The organism is Pseudomonas sp. NKUCC02_KPG (assembly GCF_019345465.1).
In the GTDB taxonomy this organism is placed as follows: Bacteria; Pseudomonadota; Gammaproteobacteria; order Pseudomonadales; family Pseudomonadaceae; genus Aquipseudomonas.
Map to the genome: position 1 here is coordinate 271,286 of NZ_JAHKRC010000005.1, position 18,977 is coordinate 290,262.

Genomic DNA, 18,977 nt, shown 5'->3' on the forward strand with positions numbered 1-18,977 from the left:
AATTGACATGCAACTGATCTGGCTGCGCAGCGACTTGCGCCACTACGACAACACCGCCCTGAGCGCCGCAGCCAAACGCGGACCGACCGTGGCCGTGTACCTCATCAGCCCCGAGCAATGGCTGGCCCACGATGATGCGCCGTGCAAAGTTGATTTCTGGCTGCGCAACCTGCGCACCTTGAGTGACAGTCTGCAGCAGCTCAACATCCCGCTGCTGATCCGTACCGCTCCAGCATGGGATCAGGCGCCTGCAGTGCTGCTTGAACTGTGCCAGCAGCTCGGGATTCAGGCCGTCCACGCCAATCAGGAATACGGCATCAACGAAACCCGTCGCGACCAGGAGGTGGCTCGGACCGTTGAAGCCCAGGGCATCGAGTTTCACAGCTACCTCGACCAACTGCTGTTCCAGCCGGGCAGCATCCTGACGCAATCGGGCTCGTACTTTCAGGTTTTCAGCCAGTTCCGCAGGATCTGCTACAACCGCCTGCACATGGCCTTGCCACAAATTGTGGCCAGGCCTGACAGCCAGGCACCGCTGAACATCGAGCCCGATAGCATTCCAGAATCGGTCAGCGGATTTGCTACACCCAGCCAAACGTTGCGGGCGCTCTGGCCGGCAGGCGAGAAAGAAGCTCAGCAGCGCCTGGCACAGTTTGCCGATGAACAGATTCACTTCTATCAGGACGAACGCGACCTGCCGGCCAAACCCGGTACCAGCCAGCTTTCGACCTACCTCGCAGCGGGCGTTATCTCACCCCGCCAATGCCTGCATGCGGCATTGCACAGTAACAACGGCGAGTTTGAAAGCGGCAGCCCGGGGGTGTTCACCTGGATCACTGAACTGCTCTGGCGCGAGTTCTACAAACATATTCTGGTCGGTTACCCACGCGTCTCCCGTCATCGCGCCTTCCGCCTTGAGACCGAATACCTGCCGTGGCGTAACGCTCCGGATGAGTTAGCCGCCTGGAAACAGGGGCGCACGGGCTTCCCGATTATCGACGCAGCCATCCGCCAACTGCTGGAAACAGGCTGGATGCATAACCGCCTGCGCATGGTAGTGGCCATGTTCCTGACCAAAAACCTGCTGATCGACTGGCGCGAAGGCGAGCGCTTTTTTATGCAGCATTTGATCGACGGTGATTTGGCCGCCAACAACGGCGGCTGGCAGTGGAGTTCATCCACAGGCACCGACTCAGTACCGTACTTCCGAATTTTCAACCCGCTGACTCAGTCAGAACGCTTCGATCCCGAAGGTCGATTCATCAAACACTGGCTGCCGGAGCTGGCGGACCTGAATAAAAAACAAGTGCACAACCCTGCCTTGATCGGCGGGTTATTTGGCGTGGCCAATTACCCGGCCCCCATCGTCGATTTGAGCAAAAGCCGCGAGCGTGCCCTGAGCGCTTTCAAGAGCCTGCCGTCGCGGCAAATAGTGGAGGTGAGCCATGGCTGAAGGGCGGCGGATCTGGCTGACAGGCGCCAGCAGCGGGATTGGCGCGCAAATCGCTGAGGAATTGCTCACAAGCGGCGCCCGGCTGGCGTTGACTGCCCGAACGCTCGCCCCCTTGAAAGCCTTGTCTGACCGCTTCCCCGGCCAAGTCCTGCTGGTACCCGGCGACCTGACCGACATTGTGCAGGTCCGCGAGATCAGCAAACGCATCGCCCAGGCCTGGGGCGCACTCGATACCGTGATCCTCAACGCCGGGACCTGTGAGTATGTCGACGTCCGTGAGTTCGACTCCGCATTGATCGAGCGCGTGGTGCGCACCAACCTGCTGGCCAACTGTTATTGCATTGAGAGTGCGCTGCCACTGCTGCGCGCCGGTTCGCGTCCGTATCTGGTGGGTGTGGTCAGTTCTGTCACCTATTGGGCGCTGCCACGGGCGCAGGCCTATGGCGCATCAAAAGCCGGCTTGCGTTACTTGCTCGAATCGCTGCGTATCGACCTGGCCCAGGAAGGCATCAATGTCACCCTCGTCAGCCCCGGCTTCGTCGACACCCCGCTCACCGAAAACAATGACTTTCCGATGCCGATGCGCTGGTCAGCGCAAAAAGCGGCACAGCATATTTGCCAGCACCTGAAAAAACGTCCGTTGGAAATCGCCTTTCCCACATTGTTCATCGTCTCGCTGAGGCTGTTGGCGAACTTGCCAAAACGCTTGCAAGTCGCACTCGGTAAACGCCTGGCACGCAACTCTGACGGTAAACCCTCATGAAAATCGCGATCATTGGCAGTGGTATTTCGGGGTTGACCTGCGGCTACCTGCTGCATAAAGAGCACGACATCAGCGTATTCGAAGCCAGTGACTGGGTCGGCGGCCACACCCACACCGTCAACCTGAGTGTCAAAGGCCGGTCCTACGCCGTGGACACCGGCTTTATCGTGTTCAACGACTGGACTTACCCCAACTTCATCAAGCTGATGGACCAGTTGGGGGTTCGCTCAAAAGCCACTGAAATGAGCTTTTCAGTGCACGACACCGACAGCAACCTCGAATACAACGGCAACACCCTCAATAGCCTGTTTGCCCAGCGCAGCAACCTGTTGTCTCCCGGGTTCTGGGGCATGTTGCGCGACATCCTGCGTTTCAATCGCCAAGCCATTCGCGACCTGGACGAGCAGCGCATTGCCAGTGACACCCGGCTGGGTGACTACCTGCAGCAGCAGGGTTATGGCACGCGTTTTATCGAGCACTACATCGTACCGATGGGTGCTGCGATCTGGTCCATGTCCCTGGCAGACATGCTGAGCTTTCCGCTGCAGTTTTTTGTGCGCTTCTTCAAGAATCACGGCTTGCTCAGCGTCAGCAATCGTCCGCAATGGCGTGTGATTGAAGGTGGCTCCAGTGCCTACATACAACCCTTGAGTGCAGGTTTTGCCGACAGGATTCGTCTCAACTGCCCGGTCATTCAGGTAACCCGCAATGAACAGGCCGTTCAGGTACACAGTGCCGGCGGTATTGAAGACTTCGACAAGGTGATCTTTGCCTGCCACAGCGATCAAGCCCTCAAGCTGCTGGCCACCCCCTCATCTGCAGAACGGCAAATCCTGGCCGCGATGCCCTATGCCGATAATGACGTGGTGCTGCACACCGATACCCGCTTGCTGCCAGACCGAAAACTGGCCTGGGCGAGCTGGAATTACCGCTTGGGCTCTGCAGGCCAAAAGCGGGCTGCCGTGACCTACGACATGAACATCCTGCAGGGGATTGAGAGCGAGACCACATTCTGCGTCAGCCTCAATCAAACCAGCGCGATTGATCCGCTCAAAATACTGGCCAGCTTTACCTATGCCCATCCTCAGTACAGCCTGGGCGCCATTGCTGCACAAGCACGCTGGCAAGAACTACTGGGCGCCCAGCACAGCTACTTTTGCGGCGCCTATTGGGCCAACGGCTTTCATGAAGACGGCGTGGTCAGCGCATTGCGCGTGGCCCAGGCCTTTGGCCAACAACTATGAACAGCGCCCTGTACAGCGGCTGGATCGCCCATCGACGCTTTGCGCCGACTACCCATGCGTTCCGCTACCAGATCGGCTTGTTGTATCTGGATCTGGATGAGCAAGACGCTGTACTGGGGCTTTCGGCGCTGGCAGGAAAAAGCCGATTTGCACCTTTCTCCTTTCGTGAAACTGATTACCTGAAAACCTACACCGCAACCGGTATGCGCCTGATTGACGCGGTTCGTCAGCAAGTCGGCATCGCCTTAGGGCATACGCCCCAGGGCTCGATCTGTTTGCTGACCCAAGCCCGCAGCTGGGGGCTGTCGTTCAACCCGGTGAGCTTCTTTTACTGCCACGAGGTGGACGGAAAACTGGCTGCCATCTTGTGCGAAGTCACCAACACGCCTTGGCGTGAACGCTATCACTACGTGCTCCCGGCACAAGGCGATGGTTTTCAGCATGTCGCCGTGGCCAAGGCCTTTCACGTTTCCCCCTTTCTGCCACGGGACCTGGAATACCGCATGAGCTTCAGCCCACCCCAGGCCCGACTCGGCGTGCACATGGCCGACTGGCAGGGCGAGCTGAAACTGTTCGACGCCACCCTCAACCTGCAACGTACGACCCTGGACCGCGCAGGGCTGCATCGCTACTTGCGGCAGTTTCCGTGGATGACCGCCAAAACCTGTCTGGCCATTTACTGGCAAGCCTTGCGCCTGTTTCTCAAACGCACACCGATTTTTTCCCATCAGGCCGCCGACGGCGCCTTTCGTATTGCCGCCCTGCAACCTAAGGATAAACGCCATGAAGAGCTCTAGCCTGGTGAGCAAATCCTCACTGTCGACTACCCATAACCTGACCAGTGCGCTATTGCGACGCGGAGTCATGCGCCAGCTCGGCCAGTTGAAACACGGTCATCTGGTGGTGATCGAAAACGGCGAACGCCTGATGTTCGGCGACAGCGGCGCCGGTCTGGTCGGCGAAGTACAGATTCACGATGCTAGCCTGTGGGGCATGATGGCCAGCAGCGGCTCGATTGGCGCGGGCGAGGCCTTTATTCATGGCTACTGGAGTTCACCCGACCTGACCAAGGTGATCCGGGTGCTGGTCAGCAATATGGATGTGCTCGATGCAATGGAGGGTGGCCTGGCGCGCCTGGGCCGCCCGTTGATACGCGGCCTGCACTGGATCAATCGCAATACCCGCAAGGGCTCGCAAAAAAACATTGCCGCCCATTACGACCTGGGCAATGAGATGTTCGAGCAGTTTCTAGACCCTACCATGATGTATTCAGCGGCCCAGTTTTTAAGCCCTGACGACACGCTGGAACAAGCGCAGCTCAACAAGCTGGAACGCATCTGCCAGAAGCTCGATCTCAAGCCCGAGGACCATTTGCTCGAAATTGGCACCGGCTGGGGCAGCATGGCGTTATTTGCGGCGCAGCATTACGGGTGCAAGGTCACGACCACGACCCTGTCCAAAGAGCAGTTCGACTACACCAAAACCCGCGTTGACGCTTTGGGTTTACAGGACCAGGTAACGTTACTGCTGGAGGATTACCGCGATCTGACAGGGCAGTACGACAAGCTTGTATCGATCGAAATGATCGAGGCGGTCGGGCATCGTTTTTTACCCAGCTACTTCAAACAGTGCTCCCACCTGCTCAAGCCCCACGGATTGATGCTGCTGCAAGCCATCACCATTCGCGAGCAGCGTTACGAGCAAGCCAAAAGCAGCGTGGACTTTATCCAGCGCTACATTTTCCCCGGCGGTGCCCTGCCCAGTGTGCAAAAAATGCTCGAAATCGTGGGCAAGGACACTGACATGAACCTGATGCACATGGAAGATTTCGGCTTGCACTACGCCAAAACCCTGCGCCTGTGGCATGAGAACTTTCGCCGCGCTCACGGGCGTTTGACTGAATTGGGTTACGACGAATACTTCCTGCGCCTGTGGGAGTTTTACCTGTGTTACTGCGAAGGTGGTTTTCTGGAACGCAGCATCGGTACCGCGCAATTGTTGCTGGCCAAGCCGGCAGCCATGCCTGAACCACTGCTCGGTCGGTTCAATGCTTAAGAATCTGGCCAATGCCGGGCTGTTCCAGCTCGGCTGGTTTGCCTGTGTAGTGGGCGGCAACAGCCTGTGGCTCGTGCTGGCAGGTGGTGCATTGATGGCGCATCTGCTGTGGATAAGTCGCTCAATGGCAGAGGTCCGTTTAATCGTGGTCGTGTGTTTGCTCGGCACTGCCGTAGACAGCCTGCTGCTCAATGCCGGAGTTTTCGTCTTCAAGCAGCCCGGCTTGTTGATTCCATTCTGGCTGATTTTGCTTTGGGCCCTGCTGGCCATCACCTTGAACCACTGTCTGGCGTGGACTGCCAAGCCCTGGTGGCGGGCTGTTTTGCTGGGTGCCATCGGTGGACCGCTGTCGTATTACGCCGGGCAACGTCTGGGCGCGGTGCAATTCCCTCTGGGCCTGTGGCCGACGCTGGCCGGGTTGAGCCTGTTGTGGGCCGGGTTGTTTGCATTGCTAATCACCTGTAGTCGCTGCCGAAGGCTGCGATAGGGGCCGCAGGACCTTCGCAACCTTCGGCAGCGACTACAAAAGCCGGCGTTCATCAGCACATTTACACCTGATGCCAGCTCTGCCTTACACTGCGCGTCTATGACCAACATCCCCCTGACCGAAATTACCGAACCCGCCGTCACGTGTTCGACGTGCGCGGCGTGCTGCTGCCAACTGGAAGTGATGTTGATCACTGATACCGGCGTGCCCGAGCGCTTCATCGATAACGATGACTGGGGCGGTGAAGTGATGCTGCGCCTGGATGATGGCTGGTGTGCGGCCCTGGACCGCAACACCATGATGTGCACCATTTATGAGCTGCGCCCGCTGATTTGTCGCGAGTTCGAAATGGGCGATGTTGAATGCCTCAACGAACGCCAGGGCATTGCGACGGCGTATCGTTAACCCCCCGCAACTACAGCGCCATTGTGTAATGCAGCGCATAGCTTTCTACGCCGTCATTGGTGCTGGAGATCCCGGCATTGGAATAGTGGGTCGCACGAATCCCGACTTCATGCCCCCCCGCAAAGCGCACACCGAAGCCAAGACGGTCCTCAAACTGGAAGGCCGTTCCCAGCTTGTTCCCTTCAACTTCGGTGTGAGAAAACAACGCGACCCCAATACCAGCCTCGACATAGGGCTTTACCCTTTCACCCGCAAATTCGTACACCAGTACGGGCGAGAACGACAGACTGCTGCTCGCGGATGACTTGTCACCTTCCCAGTAGGTGTAAGCCCCATCCCAATAACCGGTCAGGCGACCGACATCACTTTGCAGCCAGCTGTTGTTCCAATCCGACTTCAAGCCAAGCCGATACGTCATGGTCGATTCGCTGGTGTGCCCTACCCCAAATTCAAGCCCGGCAGCGTTTGCCGTAAAACTTTGCCCCAGTGCAACGGCTGCAACCGCAGCCAAACAAAACAGTCGCTTCATAAGAAAATCCTATTTTCATATGCCCGTGTCAGTTGTTATGCGCTACATCAGGCAGGCGTTTTATAGCGGAGTTCAGGTTTTTTTACAGACCGAAGCTTCGCACAACGCCAGATTTATTCCACAACACAGGCAGGATATTTCCCATGTGTTCAGGTGAGGCGCTGGTCCAGAACTGTGCTTCACAAGGAGGGCCTGCTGCCAGCAGGTCTTGCTCAGCCAACAAGCGCTGAAGCTGACGGGCCACGGCAGCGCCGGTATCGATCAGGGTGATCGAGGGCGGGAGCATCCGGGCAAGCAGAGGCTTGAGAAAAGGGTAATGGGTGCAGCCAAGAATGATCGTGTCACAGCCCGCTGCCAGCAACGGCTCGACATAACCCCGCAACAGGGTGCACAAGGCTTCGCTGTGCAAGTCTCCGGTCTCGATCAGCTCCACCAGGCCCGGGCATGGCTGGGTGATCACCCGGACATCGCTGGCAAAGCGATCAAGCAAGGCGGCAAATTTGGCACTTTGCAACGTGCCCGTCGTCGCGAGCACACCCACCACGCCGCTGCGAGTGGCCGCTGCAGCGGGTTTGACCGCAGGTTCCATGCCGACCATGGGCCAGTCGGGATAACGCTGACGCAGGTCCGCCACCCCCGCCACCGTCGCCGTATTACAGGCCAGCACCAGTGCCTTGGCCCCCTGACGCTGGAAAAAATCAGCCATTACGGCACAGCGCTGACGGATAAATTCAGGGCTTTTTTCGCCATAGGGAATATGCCCACAGTCCGCCACATAGAGCAGCGACTCGTTGGGCAGCAGTGCATGAATTTCCTTGAGTACCGACAAACCGCCAACGCCGGAGTCAAAAACCCCAATCGGCGCCTCACTCATGGCCAGTACCACACACGCTGCAGGCAGGATCGCGCTTGACCCGCAACTCGCGAAAGCGCGTGCTCAATGCATCGACCAGCAATAGACGCCCCACCAGCGGCTCACCAAAACCGGCCAGAATCTTGAGTGCCTCAAGGGCTTGCAGGCTGCCGACCAGCCCCACCAGCGGCCCCATCACTCCGGCTTCGCTGCAGGTCAGTTCAGCTTCGCTGCCGTGCCCGTACAGGCAGTGGTAGCAGGGACTGGCAGGCTGACGCGAATCAAACACCGACAACTGCCCTTCGAGGCGAATGGCCGCGCCACTGACCAACGGTTTGCGCGCCGCCACACAGGCTTTGTTCACCGCTTCACGGGTGGCAAAGTTGTCGCAGCAATCGAGCACCAGATCCACTGCGCTGACAGCCTCGGCCAGCGAATCGGCATCCAGTGCCGAACGGTGGGCAACCAGTTTGATGAGCGGATTGATCAGGCGCAGTCGGCGAGACGCCGAGTCGACCTTGCTCTCCCCCACATTGGCGGTGTCATGGATGATCTGACGCTGCAGATTGGTCAGGTCAACGCTGTCAAAGTCGGCCAGATGCAGTTCGCCGATACCGGCGGCCGCAAGGTAGAGCGCAACGGGCGAACCCAGCCCACCGAGGCCGATAATCAGTACACGACTGCTTTTCAGCTTCAACTGACCGTCGATATCAACCTGTTGCAACAGGATCTGTCGGCTATAGCGCAACAGCTCCTCATCGGTCAGCACGGCAGGCGGCCCAACGTGATGCGCTCGTGGCCACCCAGGTCCTTGCGGCTTTCAACCTGTGCAAAACCAGCGTCTTGCAGCAGTTGTCGAACCGCCTCTGCCTGGTCATAACCGTGTTCCAGCATCAACCAGCCACCCGCATTCAGGTGGCTGGCAGAGCCGGTGATGATCTCGCGAATATCGTCCAGGCCATCGGTACCGGCAACCAGGGCGCTTTCCGGTTCGAAACGCACATCGCCTTCAGCCAGGTGAACGTCGCCGGCGGCAATGTAGGGCGGGTTGCTGATAATCAGGTCAAAACGCTGGTCGGCCAATGCGCTGAACCAGTGGCTGGTAAACACGTTGACGTTTTCAAGCTGCAAACGTTGGCGATTGCGCTCGGCCAACGCTACGGCTTCCAGCACGCGGTCAACTGCCGTGACGTGCCAGGCGGCGCGCTCACTGGCCAATGCCAGGGCGATTGCACCGCTGCCAGTGCCCAGGTCCAGCACCTTGGCCGGGCTTTCCGGCAACAGGGCCAGCGCGGTTTCGACCAGCAGTTCGGTATCGGGACGCGGGATAAGGGTATGTGGCGCCACTTCCAGATCAAGGTTCCAGAAACCCTGTTGGCCCAGAATATAGGCCACCGGCTCTCCGGTACGGCGACGCAACAGGTATTCGGCGAAGGTCAATGCCGCTTCGCTGCTGACAATCTTTTCGGGCCATGTATGCAGATAACTACGCGACTTGCCCAGGGCAGCAGCCAATAAAAGCTCCGCATCCAGACGGGCCGTGGGTGAGTCAGGCAGTTCAGCAGCACGTAACAAACTGGCAATAATAGTCATTTATTCACCCAGGGCTGTCAGTTGATCAGCCTGAAACTCCGCCAATAATGGCTCGATAACGGCATCAACGCCGCCAGCCAGTACGTCATCCAGGGAATACAGGGTCAGGTTGACGCGATGGTCGGTCACTCGCCCCTGCGCGAAATTGTAAGTGCGGATGCGCTCGGAACGATCCCCCGAGCCCACCAGCGACTTGCGCTCGCTGGCAATTGCATTTGCCGCCGCGCTGGTTTGCTGGTCATTCAACTTGGCCGACAGCCAGGACATCGCCCGCGCCCGGTTTTTATGCTGGGAACGCTCTTCCTGACACTCCACCACAATACCCGAGGGCAAGTGGGTGATACGAATCGCCGAGTCGGTCTTGTTGACGTGCTGACCACCCGCACCCGAGGAACGGTAGGTATCAACGCGCAAGTCGGCCGGGTTGATCTCGATGGCTTCCTGCTCGTCCGGCTCTGGCAAGACCGCCACAGTACAGGCGGAAGTATGGATACGGCCCTGGGATTCGGTGGCGGGTACACGCTGCACGCGGTGAACACCCGACTCGAACTTCAGCTTGCCGTAAACATTCTCGCCCTCGACGCGGGCAATGACTTCTTTATAGCCACCATGTTCGCCGCTGTTTTCTGACAGAATTTCCAGCTTCCAGCCGCGACGTTCAGCGTAACGGGAATACATGCGAAACAGGTCGCCGGCAAAGATCGCCGCTTCATCGCCACCGGTGCCGGCCCGAATTTCAAGGAACACGTTGCGTCCGTCATTCGGGTCCTTGGGCAACAGCATCCGTTGCAGGTCTTTTTCAAGCTCGCTCAGGCGCTCTTTGGCTTCGCGAACTTCTTCGACCGCCATTTCACGCATGTCAGGGTCGTTGTCCTTGAGCAGCGCCTGGGCGCCTTCAAGGTCGGCCTGCACTTTGAGCCACAGCCCGTAAGCCGCGACAATGGGTTCAACTTCTGCGTATTCCTTGGAATAAGCACGAAATTTGGTTTGATCAGAAATGACTTCGCCATCGCCAAGCAATGCGGTCAGTTCTTCAAAACGGTCCTGGAGGATGTCCAGCTTATTCAGCAGTGACGCTTTCATTACTATTTTTTATCCGCAGAGCTATGCGATGAGCCCTCACCGAGGGCAAAAAGTTCTTGGGCCATGGCCAGCGCATCGAGGCGGCCTTCGGCGGAAAGCTTTTTCAGCTGCACGCTGGGCGCGTGCAGCAATTTATTGGTCAGGCCGCGTGCCAGTTGTACCAGCACATCTTCAGGGTTGCTGCCGTTGGCGAGCATCCGCTGGGCTTTTTGCAGTTCTTCATCACGCAGGCGCTCGCTTTGCTGGCGATAGGCTTTGAGCACATCGACAGCCGCCAGCTCACGCAAACGCACCATAAAGTCTTCGGCGCCGATGCTGACCAGCTCTTCTGCCGCCTGGGCTGCACCCTGACGACTCTTGAGATTCTCGGCGACCACTTCGTGCAAGTCATCGACGGTATAGAGGTAAACGTCGTCCAACTCGCCGACTTCAGGCTCGATATCGCGGGGAACCGCAATATCGACCATGAAAATAGGTTTGTGCTTGCGCAACTTCAAGGCACTTTCGACTGCCCCTTTGCCCAAAATCGGCAACTGGCTGGCCGTGGAGCTGATCACGATATCGCTATGTACCAGCTCTTGAGGAATATCCGACAGCAGCACTGCATGGGCACCGAACTGCTCAGCCAGAGTGCTCGCGCGCTCCAGGGTACGGTTGGCGACCACGATGCGTTTTACGCCCAGGTCATGCAGGTGACGGGCGACCAGGGTAATGGTCTCGCCCGCACCGATCAGCAAGGCCTGACTGCGCTGCAAGTCGCTGAAAATCTGCTTGGCCAGGCTCACCGCAGCAAACGCGACGGAAACCGGGTTTTCACCGATGGCGGTGTCGGTGCGCACTTGCTTGGCCGAGTTGAAGGTCGCCTGAAACAAGCGCCCCAACAAAGGCCCTACCGTGCCCGCCTCACGCGCTACCGCGTAGGCCGATTTCATCTGGCCGAGAATCTGCGGCTCGCCCAGCACCAGCGAATCGAGACCCGACGCCACACGCATCATGTGACGAACGGCAGCGTCTTCTTCATGGACATACGCACAGGCACGCAGTTCATCAAGGCTCAGGTTGTGATAGTCGGCCAGCCACTTCAGTACGCTGTCAGCTGAAAGGTGGTCCTGCTCTATATAGAGTTCACTGCGATTGCAGGTGGAGAGGATCGCAGCTTCGCGACTGTCGGTTAGGCGGCAGAGCTGCTGCAGGGCCTCAACCAACTGCTCCGGAGTAAAAGCCACGCGCTCGCGGACGTCTACTGAAGCAGTCTTGTGGTTAATACCGAGTGCGAGGAAGGCCATTCAATATCGCTGATGATGACGAGAAGCCGACAATTGTCCTACTTCGCCAGATTGAGAACAACCACTGCTGACTATTGTCTCTATAGTTAACCTCTGTTGAACACATCATCAGCCCCCCGGATATCGATAGTCGCACCTGCTAGGGTTTGCGACATCGCATGTGTCATGATGCCCGGACCGCAGGTAAGTCGCCCATCTCTTATATGAATAGATCCTCCGCGTTGCTCCTCGCCCTCGTTCTTCTCAGTGGCTGCCAGGCTTTGGCTCCCACGTCCCCGGATGACTCATCCGCGGCCGAAGACGTCACCTCCGTCCCGGAAAAACCAACGGTCTACAGCTCGTTCAGCGAAGAAACGCTGTACAGCCTGTTGAGCGCCGAGCTGGCCGGCCAACGTAATCGTCTGGATATCGCACTCGATAACTACGTGACGCAGGCGATCAATACACAAGACCCCGGCATTTCCGAGCGGGCGTTTCGTATTGCCGAATACCTGGGCGCCGATCAGGCCGCACTTGATACCTCGCTGATCTGGGCCAGAAATGCACCGGACGACCTTGAGGCACAACGTGCTGCCGCCATTCAGCTGGCACGTAACGGTCGTTACGACGAATCCATGGTGTACATGGAAAAAGTCCTGCAGGCCAAGGGCGATACTCACTTCGATTTCCTCGCCCTGTCGGCGGTAGAAACAGATGCGGACACCCGTGCGGGCCTGCAAAAAAGTTTTGACAGCCTGCTGGTCAAGCATCCGGACAATGGCCAGCTGATTTTCGGCAAGGCCTTGTTGATGCAACAGGACGGTGATGCCGAAGGCGCGCTGAAACTGCTGGAAAAAAATCCGCCGCAAAACGGTGAGGTTGCCCCTGTCTTGTTGCGCGCCCGTTTGCTGCAAAGCCTCAATCGCGGCAAAGAAGCCTTGCCACTGCTGCAAAAAAGCATTCGCCAATACCCCGACGACAAGCGCCTGGGCCTGACGTATGCCCGCACGCTGGTCGAGCAGAACCGCATGGGCGAGGCAAAAGTGCAATTTGCCAGTCTGGTCGAGCAATACCCCGAAGACGATGAGCTGCGGTTCTCCCTGGCCCTGGTGTGCCTGGAAGGCAAGGCCTGGGATGAGGCCGAGGGCTATCTCGAAGAGCTGATCGAGCGCGACAGCCATGTCGACTCGGCGCACTTGAACCTTGGCCGTATCGCTGAAGAGCGCAACGACCCCGAGACTGCACTCACCCAATACGCACTCGTCGGCCCGGGCAACGACTATTTGCCCGCACAACTGCGCCAGGCCGATATTCTGATCAGCCACGGTCGCGGCACCGAGGCATCGAAAAAACTGGCCGCGGCCCGTGATGCTCAACCCGACTTCGCCATTCAGCTGTATTTGATAGAAGCGGAAACCCTGTCGGCGAATAACCAGACCGATCGCGCCTGGAATGTCCTGCAACAGGCACTCAAGCAGTACCCGGACGACATGAACCTGTTGTACTCACGGGCCATGCTGGCCGAGAAGCGCAACAATCTCGAACAAATGGAGCGGGATTTACGCGCCATCATCCAGCGCGAGCCTGACAATGCCATGGCATTGAATGCGCTGGGCTACACGCTATCGGATCGCACCACGCGCTACGCCGAGGCCAAAGCATTGATCCAGCAAGCCTACGACCTGAATCCGGATGACCCAGCAGTGCTCGACAGCCTGGGCTGGGTCAATTTCCGCCTTGGCAATCTCGACGAAGCCGAACGTTTGCTCCGCCAGGCGCTGGAACGCTTCCCGGACCAGGAAGTCGCCGCTCACCTAGGCGAAGTGTTGTGGGCCAACGGCAAGCAACGTGAAGCCAAAAAAATCTGGGGCACTTTTCTTAAAGAAAATCCTGACAGCCCTACTCTGCGCAAAACCATCTTGCGCCTGACCGGATCAGAGACTCTTTAACTCATGTTTTTTCGTCATATGCGCCACCTTGTTGTTTTTAGCCTTATCGCCCTGCTCGCCGGTTGCGCGGGCTTTGGTGCCCGCGAATCCGTTGAAGGCCATGGCAACCCGGCCTTGTGGTCGGCCCATAAACAGCAATTGACCCAGCTCGACGGCTGGCAAATCAACGGCAAAGTCGGCATTCGCGCCCCCAAAGACTCAGGCAGCGCCACGCTGTTCTGGCTCCAGCGCCAGGATTATTACGATATTCGTCTTTCCGGTCCGCTGGGCCGAGGCGCTGCCCGCCTGACCGGACGCCCGGGCAGTGTCGTTCTGGAAGTCGCCAATCAGGGCCGCTACGAAGCACCAACGCCTGAAGAACTGCTGGGCGAGCAATTGGGCTGGAGCCTGCCGGTGTCACATCTGGTCTGGTGGGTGCGCGGCTTGCCTGCACCTGGCAGTAAAAGCCGCGTGACGCTGAACGCTGATAGCCGCCTTGCCAACCTGGAGCAGGACGGCTGGAAAATCGAATATTTAAGCTACGTCGAGCAAAACGGCTTCTGGCTGCCGGAGCGGGTCAAGCTGCACGGCCCGGACCTGGATGTCACGTTAGTGGTTAAAGATTGGCAACCTCGCCTGTTGGGTCAATGAGATGCAAGGCCATTTAGATAAAGAAAGCCTGGTTTTGCCCTCCCCGGCAAAGCTTAATTTGATGCTGCACATCCTCGGCCGTCGCGAAGATGGCTATCACGAACTGCAAACGCTGTTTCAATTCCTCGATTACGGCGATGAAATGACCTTTGCCGTACGTGACGATGGCGTTATTTGCCTGCACACCGAGTTCCCCGGTGTCCCTCACTACGAAAACCTGATCGTGAAGGCGGCAAAAAAACTTCAGGCGCAATCCGGTTGCGCCCTCGGGATCGACATCCAGATCAAAAAAGTATTGCCCATGGGTGGCGGCATCGGTGGTGGCAGCTCAAATGCGGCGACCACCTTGCTGGCGCTCAACCATCTTTGGCAATTGGCCTGGGATGAAGACCGGCTGGCTGCGCTGGGCCTGAGCCTGGGGGCCGACGTCCCGGTTTTCGTGCGCGGACACGCCGCATTTGCTGAGGGTGTGGGCGAAATCCTTACGCCTGCAGACCCTGAAGAACCGTGGTATCTGGTCCTTGTCCCGCAAGTCTCTGTTAGTACTGCAGAAATATTTTCAGATCCTTTGTTGACACGTGACTCTTTGCCCATTAAAGTGCGCCCCGTTCCCAAGGGAAACAGCCGAAACGACTGCGAAGCAGTAGTGAAGGAGCGTTATCCAGAAGTACGTAACGCTTTGAATTTGTTAGGTAAATATACCGAAGCAAAATTAACTGGAACTGGAAGTTGTATATTTGGGGCCTTCCCAAACGAAGCAGATGCTGATAAAGTGCTGCACCTTCTGACAGACACCCTTACAGGGTTTGTAGCAAAAGGAAGCAACGTTTCGATGTTGCATCGCAAACTACAAGATCTGGCAAAGGAAACGGGTACACGGTACTCGTAGCAACAGATACAGGGGCGTCGCCAAGCGGTAAGGCAGCAGGTTTTGATCCTGCCATGCGTTGGTTCGAATCCAGCCGCCCCTGCCATTTCTTATACTCATCCAGGTTACCCTCAGCCTTCAGGTACTGCGCGTGTCCAAGATGATGGTCTTTACGGGGAACGCTAACCCCGATCTGGCTCGGCGTGTCGTACGTCAGCTGCATATCCCACTCGGTGACATCTCTGTCGGCAAGTTTTCCGACGGCGAAATTACCGCTGAGATTAATGAAAATGTCCGCGGTAAAGACGTTTTCATCATTCAGCCGACTTGTGCTCCGACCAACGATAACCTGATGGAACTCGTCGTGATGGCTGATGCCTTCCGCCGCTCCTCAGCGACTCGTATTACTGCTGTTATTCCTTACTTTGGTTATGCCCGTCAGGATCGCCGTCCGCGTTCCGCACGTGTGGCTATCAGCGCAAAAGTTGTCGCTGACATGCTTACCGTAGTCGGCATCGATCGTGTTCTCACGGTTGATTTGCATGCTGACCAAATCCAGGGTTTCTTCGATATTCCTGTAGATAACATCTATGGCTCCCCAGTTTTGGTGGATGACATCGAAGATCAGCGCTTTGAGAACCTTATGATTGTGTCCCCGGATATCGGCGGCGTCGTGCGTGCACGAGCTGTTGCCAAGTCCTTGGGCGTCGATCTGGGTATCATCGACAAACGCCGTGAGAAAGCCAATCACTCGGAAGTGATGCATATCATCGGTGATGTCGAAGGGCGTACCTGTATTCTGGTTGATGACATGGTCGATACCGCCGGCACTCTGTGCCACGCGGCTAAAGCCTTGAAAGAGCATGGCGCTTCCAAAGTGTTCGCCTACTGCACACACCCTGTGCTGTCAGGTCGGGCAATCGAGAATATCGAAAATTCCATGCTGGATGAGCTGGTGGTGACTAACACCATTCCGCTGTCCGCAGCCGCACAAGCCTGTTCGCGTATCCGTCAGTTGGATATCGCACCGGTTGTGGCTGAAGCGGTTCGCCGCATCAGCAACGAAGAATCGATCAGCGCGATGTTCCGATAAGGGCCCTGCCCTTCTCAGACATCACGTTGACGAAAAGCGCCCCGCCCCAGCAGCCTGTTGGGGCGGGGCTTTTTTGCCCATACCGTCCATAGCGCTGGTCGCAAACGCTTGGCCGGATGTGGTTATTTTGGAGATACAACATGAACGATTTTACTCTGAATGCTGAAGTGCGTTCCGACCTGGGGAAAGGTGCGAGCCGCCGCCTGCGTCGTCTCGCAAGCCTGGTTCCAGCTGTAGTTTACGGTGGCGAAAAAGCCCCTGAATCCATCAGCATGCTGGCTAAAGAAGTTGCCAAACTGCTCGAAAACGAAGCTGCTTACAGCCACGTTATCGAACTGACCGTTGGCGGCGTTAAGCAAAACGTGATCATCAAAGCTCTGCAACGTCACCCGGCTAAAGGCCACGTGATGCACGCTGACTTCGTTCGCGTTGTTGCTGGTCAAAAGCTGACTGCAATCGTTCCAGTTCACTTTGTTGGTGAAGCTGCTCCGATCAAGAAAGGCGGCGAGATCTCGCACGTTGTTGCAGACATCGAAGTTTCCTGCCTGCCAAAAGACCTGCCTGAATTCATCGAAGTTGACCTGGCTAACGCCGAAGTCGGCTCGATCATTCACCTGTCGGACATCACCGCTCCTAAAGGCGTTGAGTTCGTAGCTCTGGCACACGGTAACGACCTGGCAGTAGCCAACGTTCACGCTCCACGTGTTGCACCAGAAGCAGCAGAGTAATTCATTACTCTGTCGTTGGAGTCTTGAGAAACATCGCGAGCTAACACGCAGCGAGTAAAGCGGACAAGATCGCGAAGTTTACTCATGTAAACCCGCTTTTTTGTCCGTTTTCGCCGCTAACTGTTAGCGGCGATGTTATCCACAACTCCATAGAAGGGCCCTTGTCGTGACCGCCATAAAACTGATCGTTGGCCTGGGAAATCCAGGCACCGAATACGAACAGACCCGGCATAACGCAGGGGCCCTTTTTGTTGAGCGTCTCGCGTCGGCAAACGGGGTAAACCTCGTTGCGGATCGCAAATATTTTGGCCTGACCGGGCGTTTCAGCCATCAGGGTCAGGATGTTCGTCTGTTGATTCCCACCACCTATATGAACCGAAGCGGCCAAGCCGTTGCGGCGCTTGCCGGTTTCTACCGCATTGCGCCGGAATCCATATTGGTGGCCCACGACGAACTCGACCTCCCACCAGGCGTTGCCAAGCTCAAACTGGGCGGCGGCCACGGAGGTCACAACGGATTGCGCGACATCATTGCGCAACTGGGAAACAACAATAATTTTTACCGTCTGCGGCTCGGCATTGGCCACCCAGGCGTCGCCAGCATGGTGTCCAACTTTGTCCTGGGTCGTGCGCCTCGCGCCGAGCAGGAAAAACTGGACGCCAGCATCGATTTTGCCCTCGGCGTGCTGCCGGATATCCTCGCCGGGGAATGGAACCGTGCGATGAAAAACCTGCACAGCCAGAAGGCCTGACTCTACTCCTCGGGGAAAACACCATGGGATTTAACTGCGGCATCGTCGGCTTGCCTAACGTCGGCAAATCCACCCTGTTCAACGCCCTGACCAAATCCGGTATTGCGGCCGAGAACTTCCCCTTCTGCACGATCGAGCCGAACACCGGTATCGTGCCGATGCCCGACCCACGTCTGGACGCGCTGGCTGCCATCGTTAAACCCCAGCGCATCCTGCCAACCACCATGGAGTTCGTCGATATCGCGGGTCTCGTGGCTGGCGCATCGAAAGGCGAAGGCCTGGGCAACAAGTTTTTGGCCAACATCCGCGAGACCGATGCTATCGCTCACGTGGTCCGCTGCTTTGAAGATGAAAACGTGATTCACGTTTCCAACAGCGTTGACCCGAAGCGTGACATCGAGATCATCGATCTTGAGCTGATCTTCGCCGACCTCGACAGCTGCGAAAAGCAACTGCAGAAAGTCGCGCGTAACGCCAAGGGCGGCGACAAGGACGCGGTGGCTCAAAAAGCACTGCTGGAACAACTGATCGCACACTTCACCTTGGCCAAGCCGGCGCGTAGCCTGATCAAGAACATGGATGCCGATGAGAAACAAATCATCAAAGGCTTCCACCTTCTGACCACCAAGCCTGTGATGTACATCGCCAACGTGGCTGAAGACGGTTTCGAAAACAACCCGTTGCTCGACGTGGTCATGGCCATTGCCGAAGAAGAAGGCGCAATCGTGGTTCCGGTCTGCAACAAGATCGAAGCTGAAATTGCCGAACTCGACGATGGCGAAGAAAAAGACATGTTCCTTGAGGCCCTGGGTCTTGAAGAGCCAGGTCTGAACCGCGTAATCCGTGCCGGTTACGAGATGCTTAACCTTCAGACCTACTTCACCGCAGGCGTTCAGGAAGTTCGCGCCTGGACCGTGAAGGTGGGCGCTACCGCTCCGCAAGCAGCTGGCGTGATTCACACCGACTTCGAAAAAGGCTTTATTCGCGCCGAAGTTATCGCGTACGACGATTTCATCAAGTACAACGGCGAAGCCGGTGCAAAAGAAGCCGGCAAATGGCGTCTGGAAGGCAAGGAATACATCGTCAAAGACGGTGACGTCCTGCACTTCCGCTTCAACGTGTAATACAGCACACGTCTAAAAAACCGCGCCCAGGCGCGGTTTTTTTTGGTCCGGTATTGAGTGCAGGTCAAACCATCCCCCGGACAAAAGGTCTATGGTAAGTCTCA

At 57.3% G+C, this 18,977-nt stretch carries 20 protein-coding genes and 1 tRNA gene; 15 read left to right on the plus strand and 6 right to left on the minus strand.

Annotated features, from left to right (window positions below):
• Nucleotides 1-7 precede the first annotated feature (7 nt).
• From phrB to KO536_RS09230, 7 genes are all read left to right on the plus strand, one after another.
• Entirely contained in the window at nucleotides 8-1,453 is a 1,446-nt protein-coding gene (phrB, locus tag KO536_RS09200; protein ID WP_219261683.1) for a deoxyribodipyrimidine photo-lyase, read from the plus strand.
• On the plus strand, nucleotides 1,446-2,216 hold the full coding sequence (locus KO536_RS09205; RefSeq protein WP_219261684.1) for an SDR family oxidoreductase: 771 nt from the start codon (nucleotides 1,446-1,448) through the stop codon (nucleotides 2,214-2,216). Before phrB ends, KO536_RS09205 begins: the two co-directional genes overlap by 8 nt.
• Nucleotides 2,213-3,460: an NAD(P)/FAD-dependent oxidoreductase gene (locus KO536_RS09210; protein ID WP_219261685.1), complete on the plus strand. Its 1,248-nt coding sequence runs from the start codon at nucleotides 2,213-2,215 to the stop codon at nucleotides 3,458-3,460. The genes KO536_RS09205 and KO536_RS09210 overlap by 4 nt, the downstream gene beginning before the upstream one ends.
• Nucleotides 3,457-4,257: a DUF1365 domain-containing protein gene (locus KO536_RS09215; protein WP_219261686.1), complete on the plus strand. Its 801-nt coding sequence runs from the start codon at nucleotides 3,457-3,459 to the stop codon at nucleotides 4,255-4,257. The genes KO536_RS09210 and KO536_RS09215 overlap by 4 nt, the downstream gene beginning before the upstream one ends.
• On the plus strand, nucleotides 4,244-5,515 hold the full coding sequence (locus KO536_RS09220) for a cyclopropane-fatty-acyl-phospholipid synthase family protein (protein ID WP_219261687.1): 1,272 nt from the start codon (nucleotides 4,244-4,246) through the stop codon (nucleotides 5,513-5,515). The genes KO536_RS09215 and KO536_RS09220 overlap by 14 nt, the downstream gene beginning before the upstream one ends.
• On the plus strand, nucleotides 5,508-6,002 hold the full coding sequence (locus KO536_RS09225) for a DUF2878 domain-containing protein (RefSeq protein WP_219261688.1): 495 nt from the start codon (nucleotides 5,508-5,510) through the stop codon (nucleotides 6,000-6,002). Before KO536_RS09220 ends, KO536_RS09225 begins: the two co-directional genes overlap by 8 nt.
• A gap of 99 nt (nucleotides 6,003-6,101) precedes the next feature.
• A complete protein-coding gene (locus KO536_RS09230) occupies nucleotides 6,102-6,407 on the plus strand; it encodes a YkgJ family cysteine cluster protein (RefSeq protein ID WP_037032157.1) in 306 nt (101 codons plus the stop codon).
• Between the two features lie 10 nt (nucleotides 6,408-6,417).
• Here the strand turns inward: KO536_RS09230 and KO536_RS09235 are convergent, their stop codons facing one another.
• The 6 genes from KO536_RS09235 to hemA all read right to left on the minus strand — a co-directional run bounded on the left by KO536_RS09235 (nucleotide 6,418) and on the right by hemA (nucleotide 11,751).
• The gene (locus tag KO536_RS09235; protein WP_219261689.1) at nucleotides 6,418-6,936 is read right to left on the minus strand and encodes an acyloxyacyl hydrolase; all 519 of its coding nucleotides are present in this window, start codon (nucleotides 6,934-6,936) and stop codon (nucleotides 6,418-6,420) included.
• Nucleotides 6,937-7,018: 82 nt separating this feature from the next.
• Nucleotides 7,019-7,810: a glutamate racemase gene (gene murI, locus KO536_RS09240; protein WP_219261690.1), complete on the minus strand. Its 792-nt coding sequence runs from the start codon at nucleotides 7,808-7,810 to the stop codon at nucleotides 7,019-7,021.
• On the minus strand, nucleotides 7,803-8,558 hold the full coding sequence (locus KO536_RS09245) for a molybdopterin-synthase adenylyltransferase MoeB (protein ID WP_219261691.1): 756 nt from the start codon (nucleotides 8,556-8,558) through the stop codon (nucleotides 7,803-7,805). Before KO536_RS09245 ends, murI begins: the two co-directional genes overlap by 8 nt.
• Nucleotides 8,552-9,382, minus strand: a complete 831-nt coding sequence (gene prmC, locus KO536_RS09250) for a peptide chain release factor N(5)-glutamine methyltransferase (RefSeq protein ID WP_133076407.1) — start codon at nucleotides 9,380-9,382, stop codon at nucleotides 8,552-8,554. Before prmC ends, KO536_RS09245 begins: the two co-directional genes overlap by 7 nt.
• Entirely contained in the window at nucleotides 9,383-10,465 is a 1,083-nt protein-coding gene (gene prfA, locus KO536_RS09255) for a peptide chain release factor 1 (protein ID WP_019825109.1), read from the minus strand.
• Nucleotides 10,466-10,467: 2 nt separating this feature from the next.
• On the minus strand, nucleotides 10,468-11,751 hold the full coding sequence (gene hemA, locus KO536_RS09260; RefSeq protein WP_133076409.1) for a glutamyl-tRNA reductase: 1,284 nt from the start codon (nucleotides 11,749-11,751) through the stop codon (nucleotides 10,468-10,470).
• 203 nt (nucleotides 11,752-11,954) lie between these two features.
• On the opposite strand from hemA, the gene KO536_RS09265 reads away from it, so the two are divergent.
• From KO536_RS09265 to ychF, 8 genes are all read left to right on the plus strand, one after another.
• Nucleotides 11,955-13,679: a tetratricopeptide repeat protein gene (locus KO536_RS09265; protein WP_133076410.1), complete on the plus strand. Its 1,725-nt coding sequence runs from the start codon at nucleotides 11,955-11,957 to the stop codon at nucleotides 13,677-13,679.
• A gap of 18 nt (nucleotides 13,680-13,697) precedes the next feature.
• The gene (lolB, locus tag KO536_RS09270) at nucleotides 13,698-14,309 is read left to right on the plus strand and encodes a lipoprotein insertase outer membrane protein LolB (protein ID WP_374105700.1); all 612 of its coding nucleotides are present in this window, start codon (nucleotides 13,698-13,700) and stop codon (nucleotides 14,307-14,309) included.
• A 1-nt stretch (nucleotide 14,310) separates the two neighbouring features.
• Entirely contained in the window at nucleotides 14,311-15,198 is an 888-nt protein-coding gene (gene ispE / locus KO536_RS09275; protein WP_219261693.1) for a 4-(cytidine 5'-diphospho)-2-C-methyl-D-erythritol kinase, read from the plus strand.
• 10 nt (nucleotides 15,199-15,208) lie between these two features.
• Nucleotides 15,209-15,283, plus strand: a tRNA-Gln gene (locus tag KO536_RS09280).
• Nucleotides 15,284-15,328: 45 nt separating this feature from the next.
• Nucleotides 15,329-16,270 (plus strand): ribose-phosphate pyrophosphokinase, encoded by a 942-nt coding sequence (locus tag KO536_RS09285; RefSeq protein ID WP_019825119.1) that lies wholly within the window; start codon nucleotides 15,329-15,331, stop codon nucleotides 16,268-16,270.
• A 140-nt stretch (nucleotides 16,271-16,410) separates the two neighbouring features.
• A complete protein-coding gene (locus KO536_RS09290) occupies nucleotides 16,411-16,998 on the plus strand; it encodes a 50S ribosomal protein L25/general stress protein Ctc (RefSeq protein WP_095035802.1) in 588 nt (195 codons plus the stop codon).
• Nucleotides 16,999-17,164: 166 nt separating this feature from the next.
• Entirely contained in the window at nucleotides 17,165-17,749 is a 585-nt protein-coding gene (gene pth / locus KO536_RS09295; protein ID WP_003439790.1) for an aminoacyl-tRNA hydrolase, read from the plus strand.
• 23 nt (nucleotides 17,750-17,772) lie between these two features.
• Nucleotides 17,773-18,873, plus strand: coding sequence for a redox-regulated ATPase YchF (ychF, locus tag KO536_RS09300; protein ID WP_133076413.1), 1,101 nt, complete (start codon nucleotides 17,773-17,775; stop codon nucleotides 18,871-18,873).
• The last annotated feature ends 104 nt before the right edge of the window (nucleotides 18,874-18,977 follow it).

Coding starts and splice junctions, on each gene's coding strand:
- phrB (WP_219261683.1), top strand. CDS start 8: ATGCAACTGATCTGGCTGCGCAGCGACTTGCGCCACTACGACAACACC.
- KO536_RS09205 (WP_219261684.1), top strand. CDS start 1,446: ATGGCTGAAGGGCGGCGGATCTGGCTGACAGGCGCCAGCAGCGGGATT.
- KO536_RS09210 (WP_219261685.1), top strand. CDS start 2,213: ATGAAAATCGCGATCATTGGCAGTGGTATTTCGGGGTTGACCTGCGGC.
- KO536_RS09215 (WP_219261686.1), top strand. CDS start 3,457: ATGAACAGCGCCCTGTACAGCGGCTGGATCGCCCATCGACGCTTTGCG.
- KO536_RS09220 (WP_219261687.1), top strand. CDS start 4,244: ATGAAGAGCTCTAGCCTGGTGAGCAAATCCTCACTGTCGACTACCCAT.
- KO536_RS09225 (WP_219261688.1), top strand. CDS start 5,508: ATGCTTAAGAATCTGGCCAATGCCGGGCTGTTCCAGCTCGGCTGGTTT.
- KO536_RS09230 (WP_037032157.1), top strand. CDS start 6,102: ATGACCAACATCCCCCTGACCGAAATTACCGAACCCGCCGTCACGTGT.
- KO536_RS09235 (WP_219261689.1), bottom strand. CDS start 6,936: ATGAAGCGACTGTTTTGTTTGGCTGCGGTTGCAGCCGTTGCACTGGGG.
- murI (WP_219261690.1), bottom strand. CDS start 7,810: ATGAGTGAGGCGCCGATTGGGGTTTTTGACTCCGGCGTTGGCGGTTTG.
- prmC (WP_133076407.1), bottom strand. CDS start 9,382: ATGACTATTATTGCCAGTTTGTTACGTGCTGCTGAACTGCCTGACTCA.
- prfA (WP_019825109.1), bottom strand. CDS start 10,465: ATGAAAGCGTCACTGCTGAATAAGCTGGACATCCTCCAGGACCGTTTT.
- hemA (WP_133076409.1), bottom strand. CDS start 11,751: ATGGCCTTCCTCGCACTCGGTATTAACCACAAGACTGCTTCAGTAGAC.
- KO536_RS09265 (WP_133076410.1), top strand. CDS start 11,955: ATGAATAGATCCTCCGCGTTGCTCCTCGCCCTCGTTCTTCTCAGTGGC.
- lolB (WP_374105700.1), top strand. CDS start 13,698: ATGCGCCACCTTGTTGTTTTTAGCCTTATCGCCCTGCTCGCCGGTTGC.
- ispE (WP_219261693.1), top strand. CDS start 14,311: ATGCAAGGCCATTTAGATAAAGAAAGCCTGGTTTTGCCCTCCCCGGCA.
- KO536_RS09290 (WP_095035802.1), top strand. CDS start 16,411: ATGAACGATTTTACTCTGAATGCTGAAGTGCGTTCCGACCTGGGGAAA.
- ychF (WP_133076413.1), top strand. CDS start 17,773: ATGGGATTTAACTGCGGCATCGTCGGCTTGCCTAACGTCGGCAAATCC.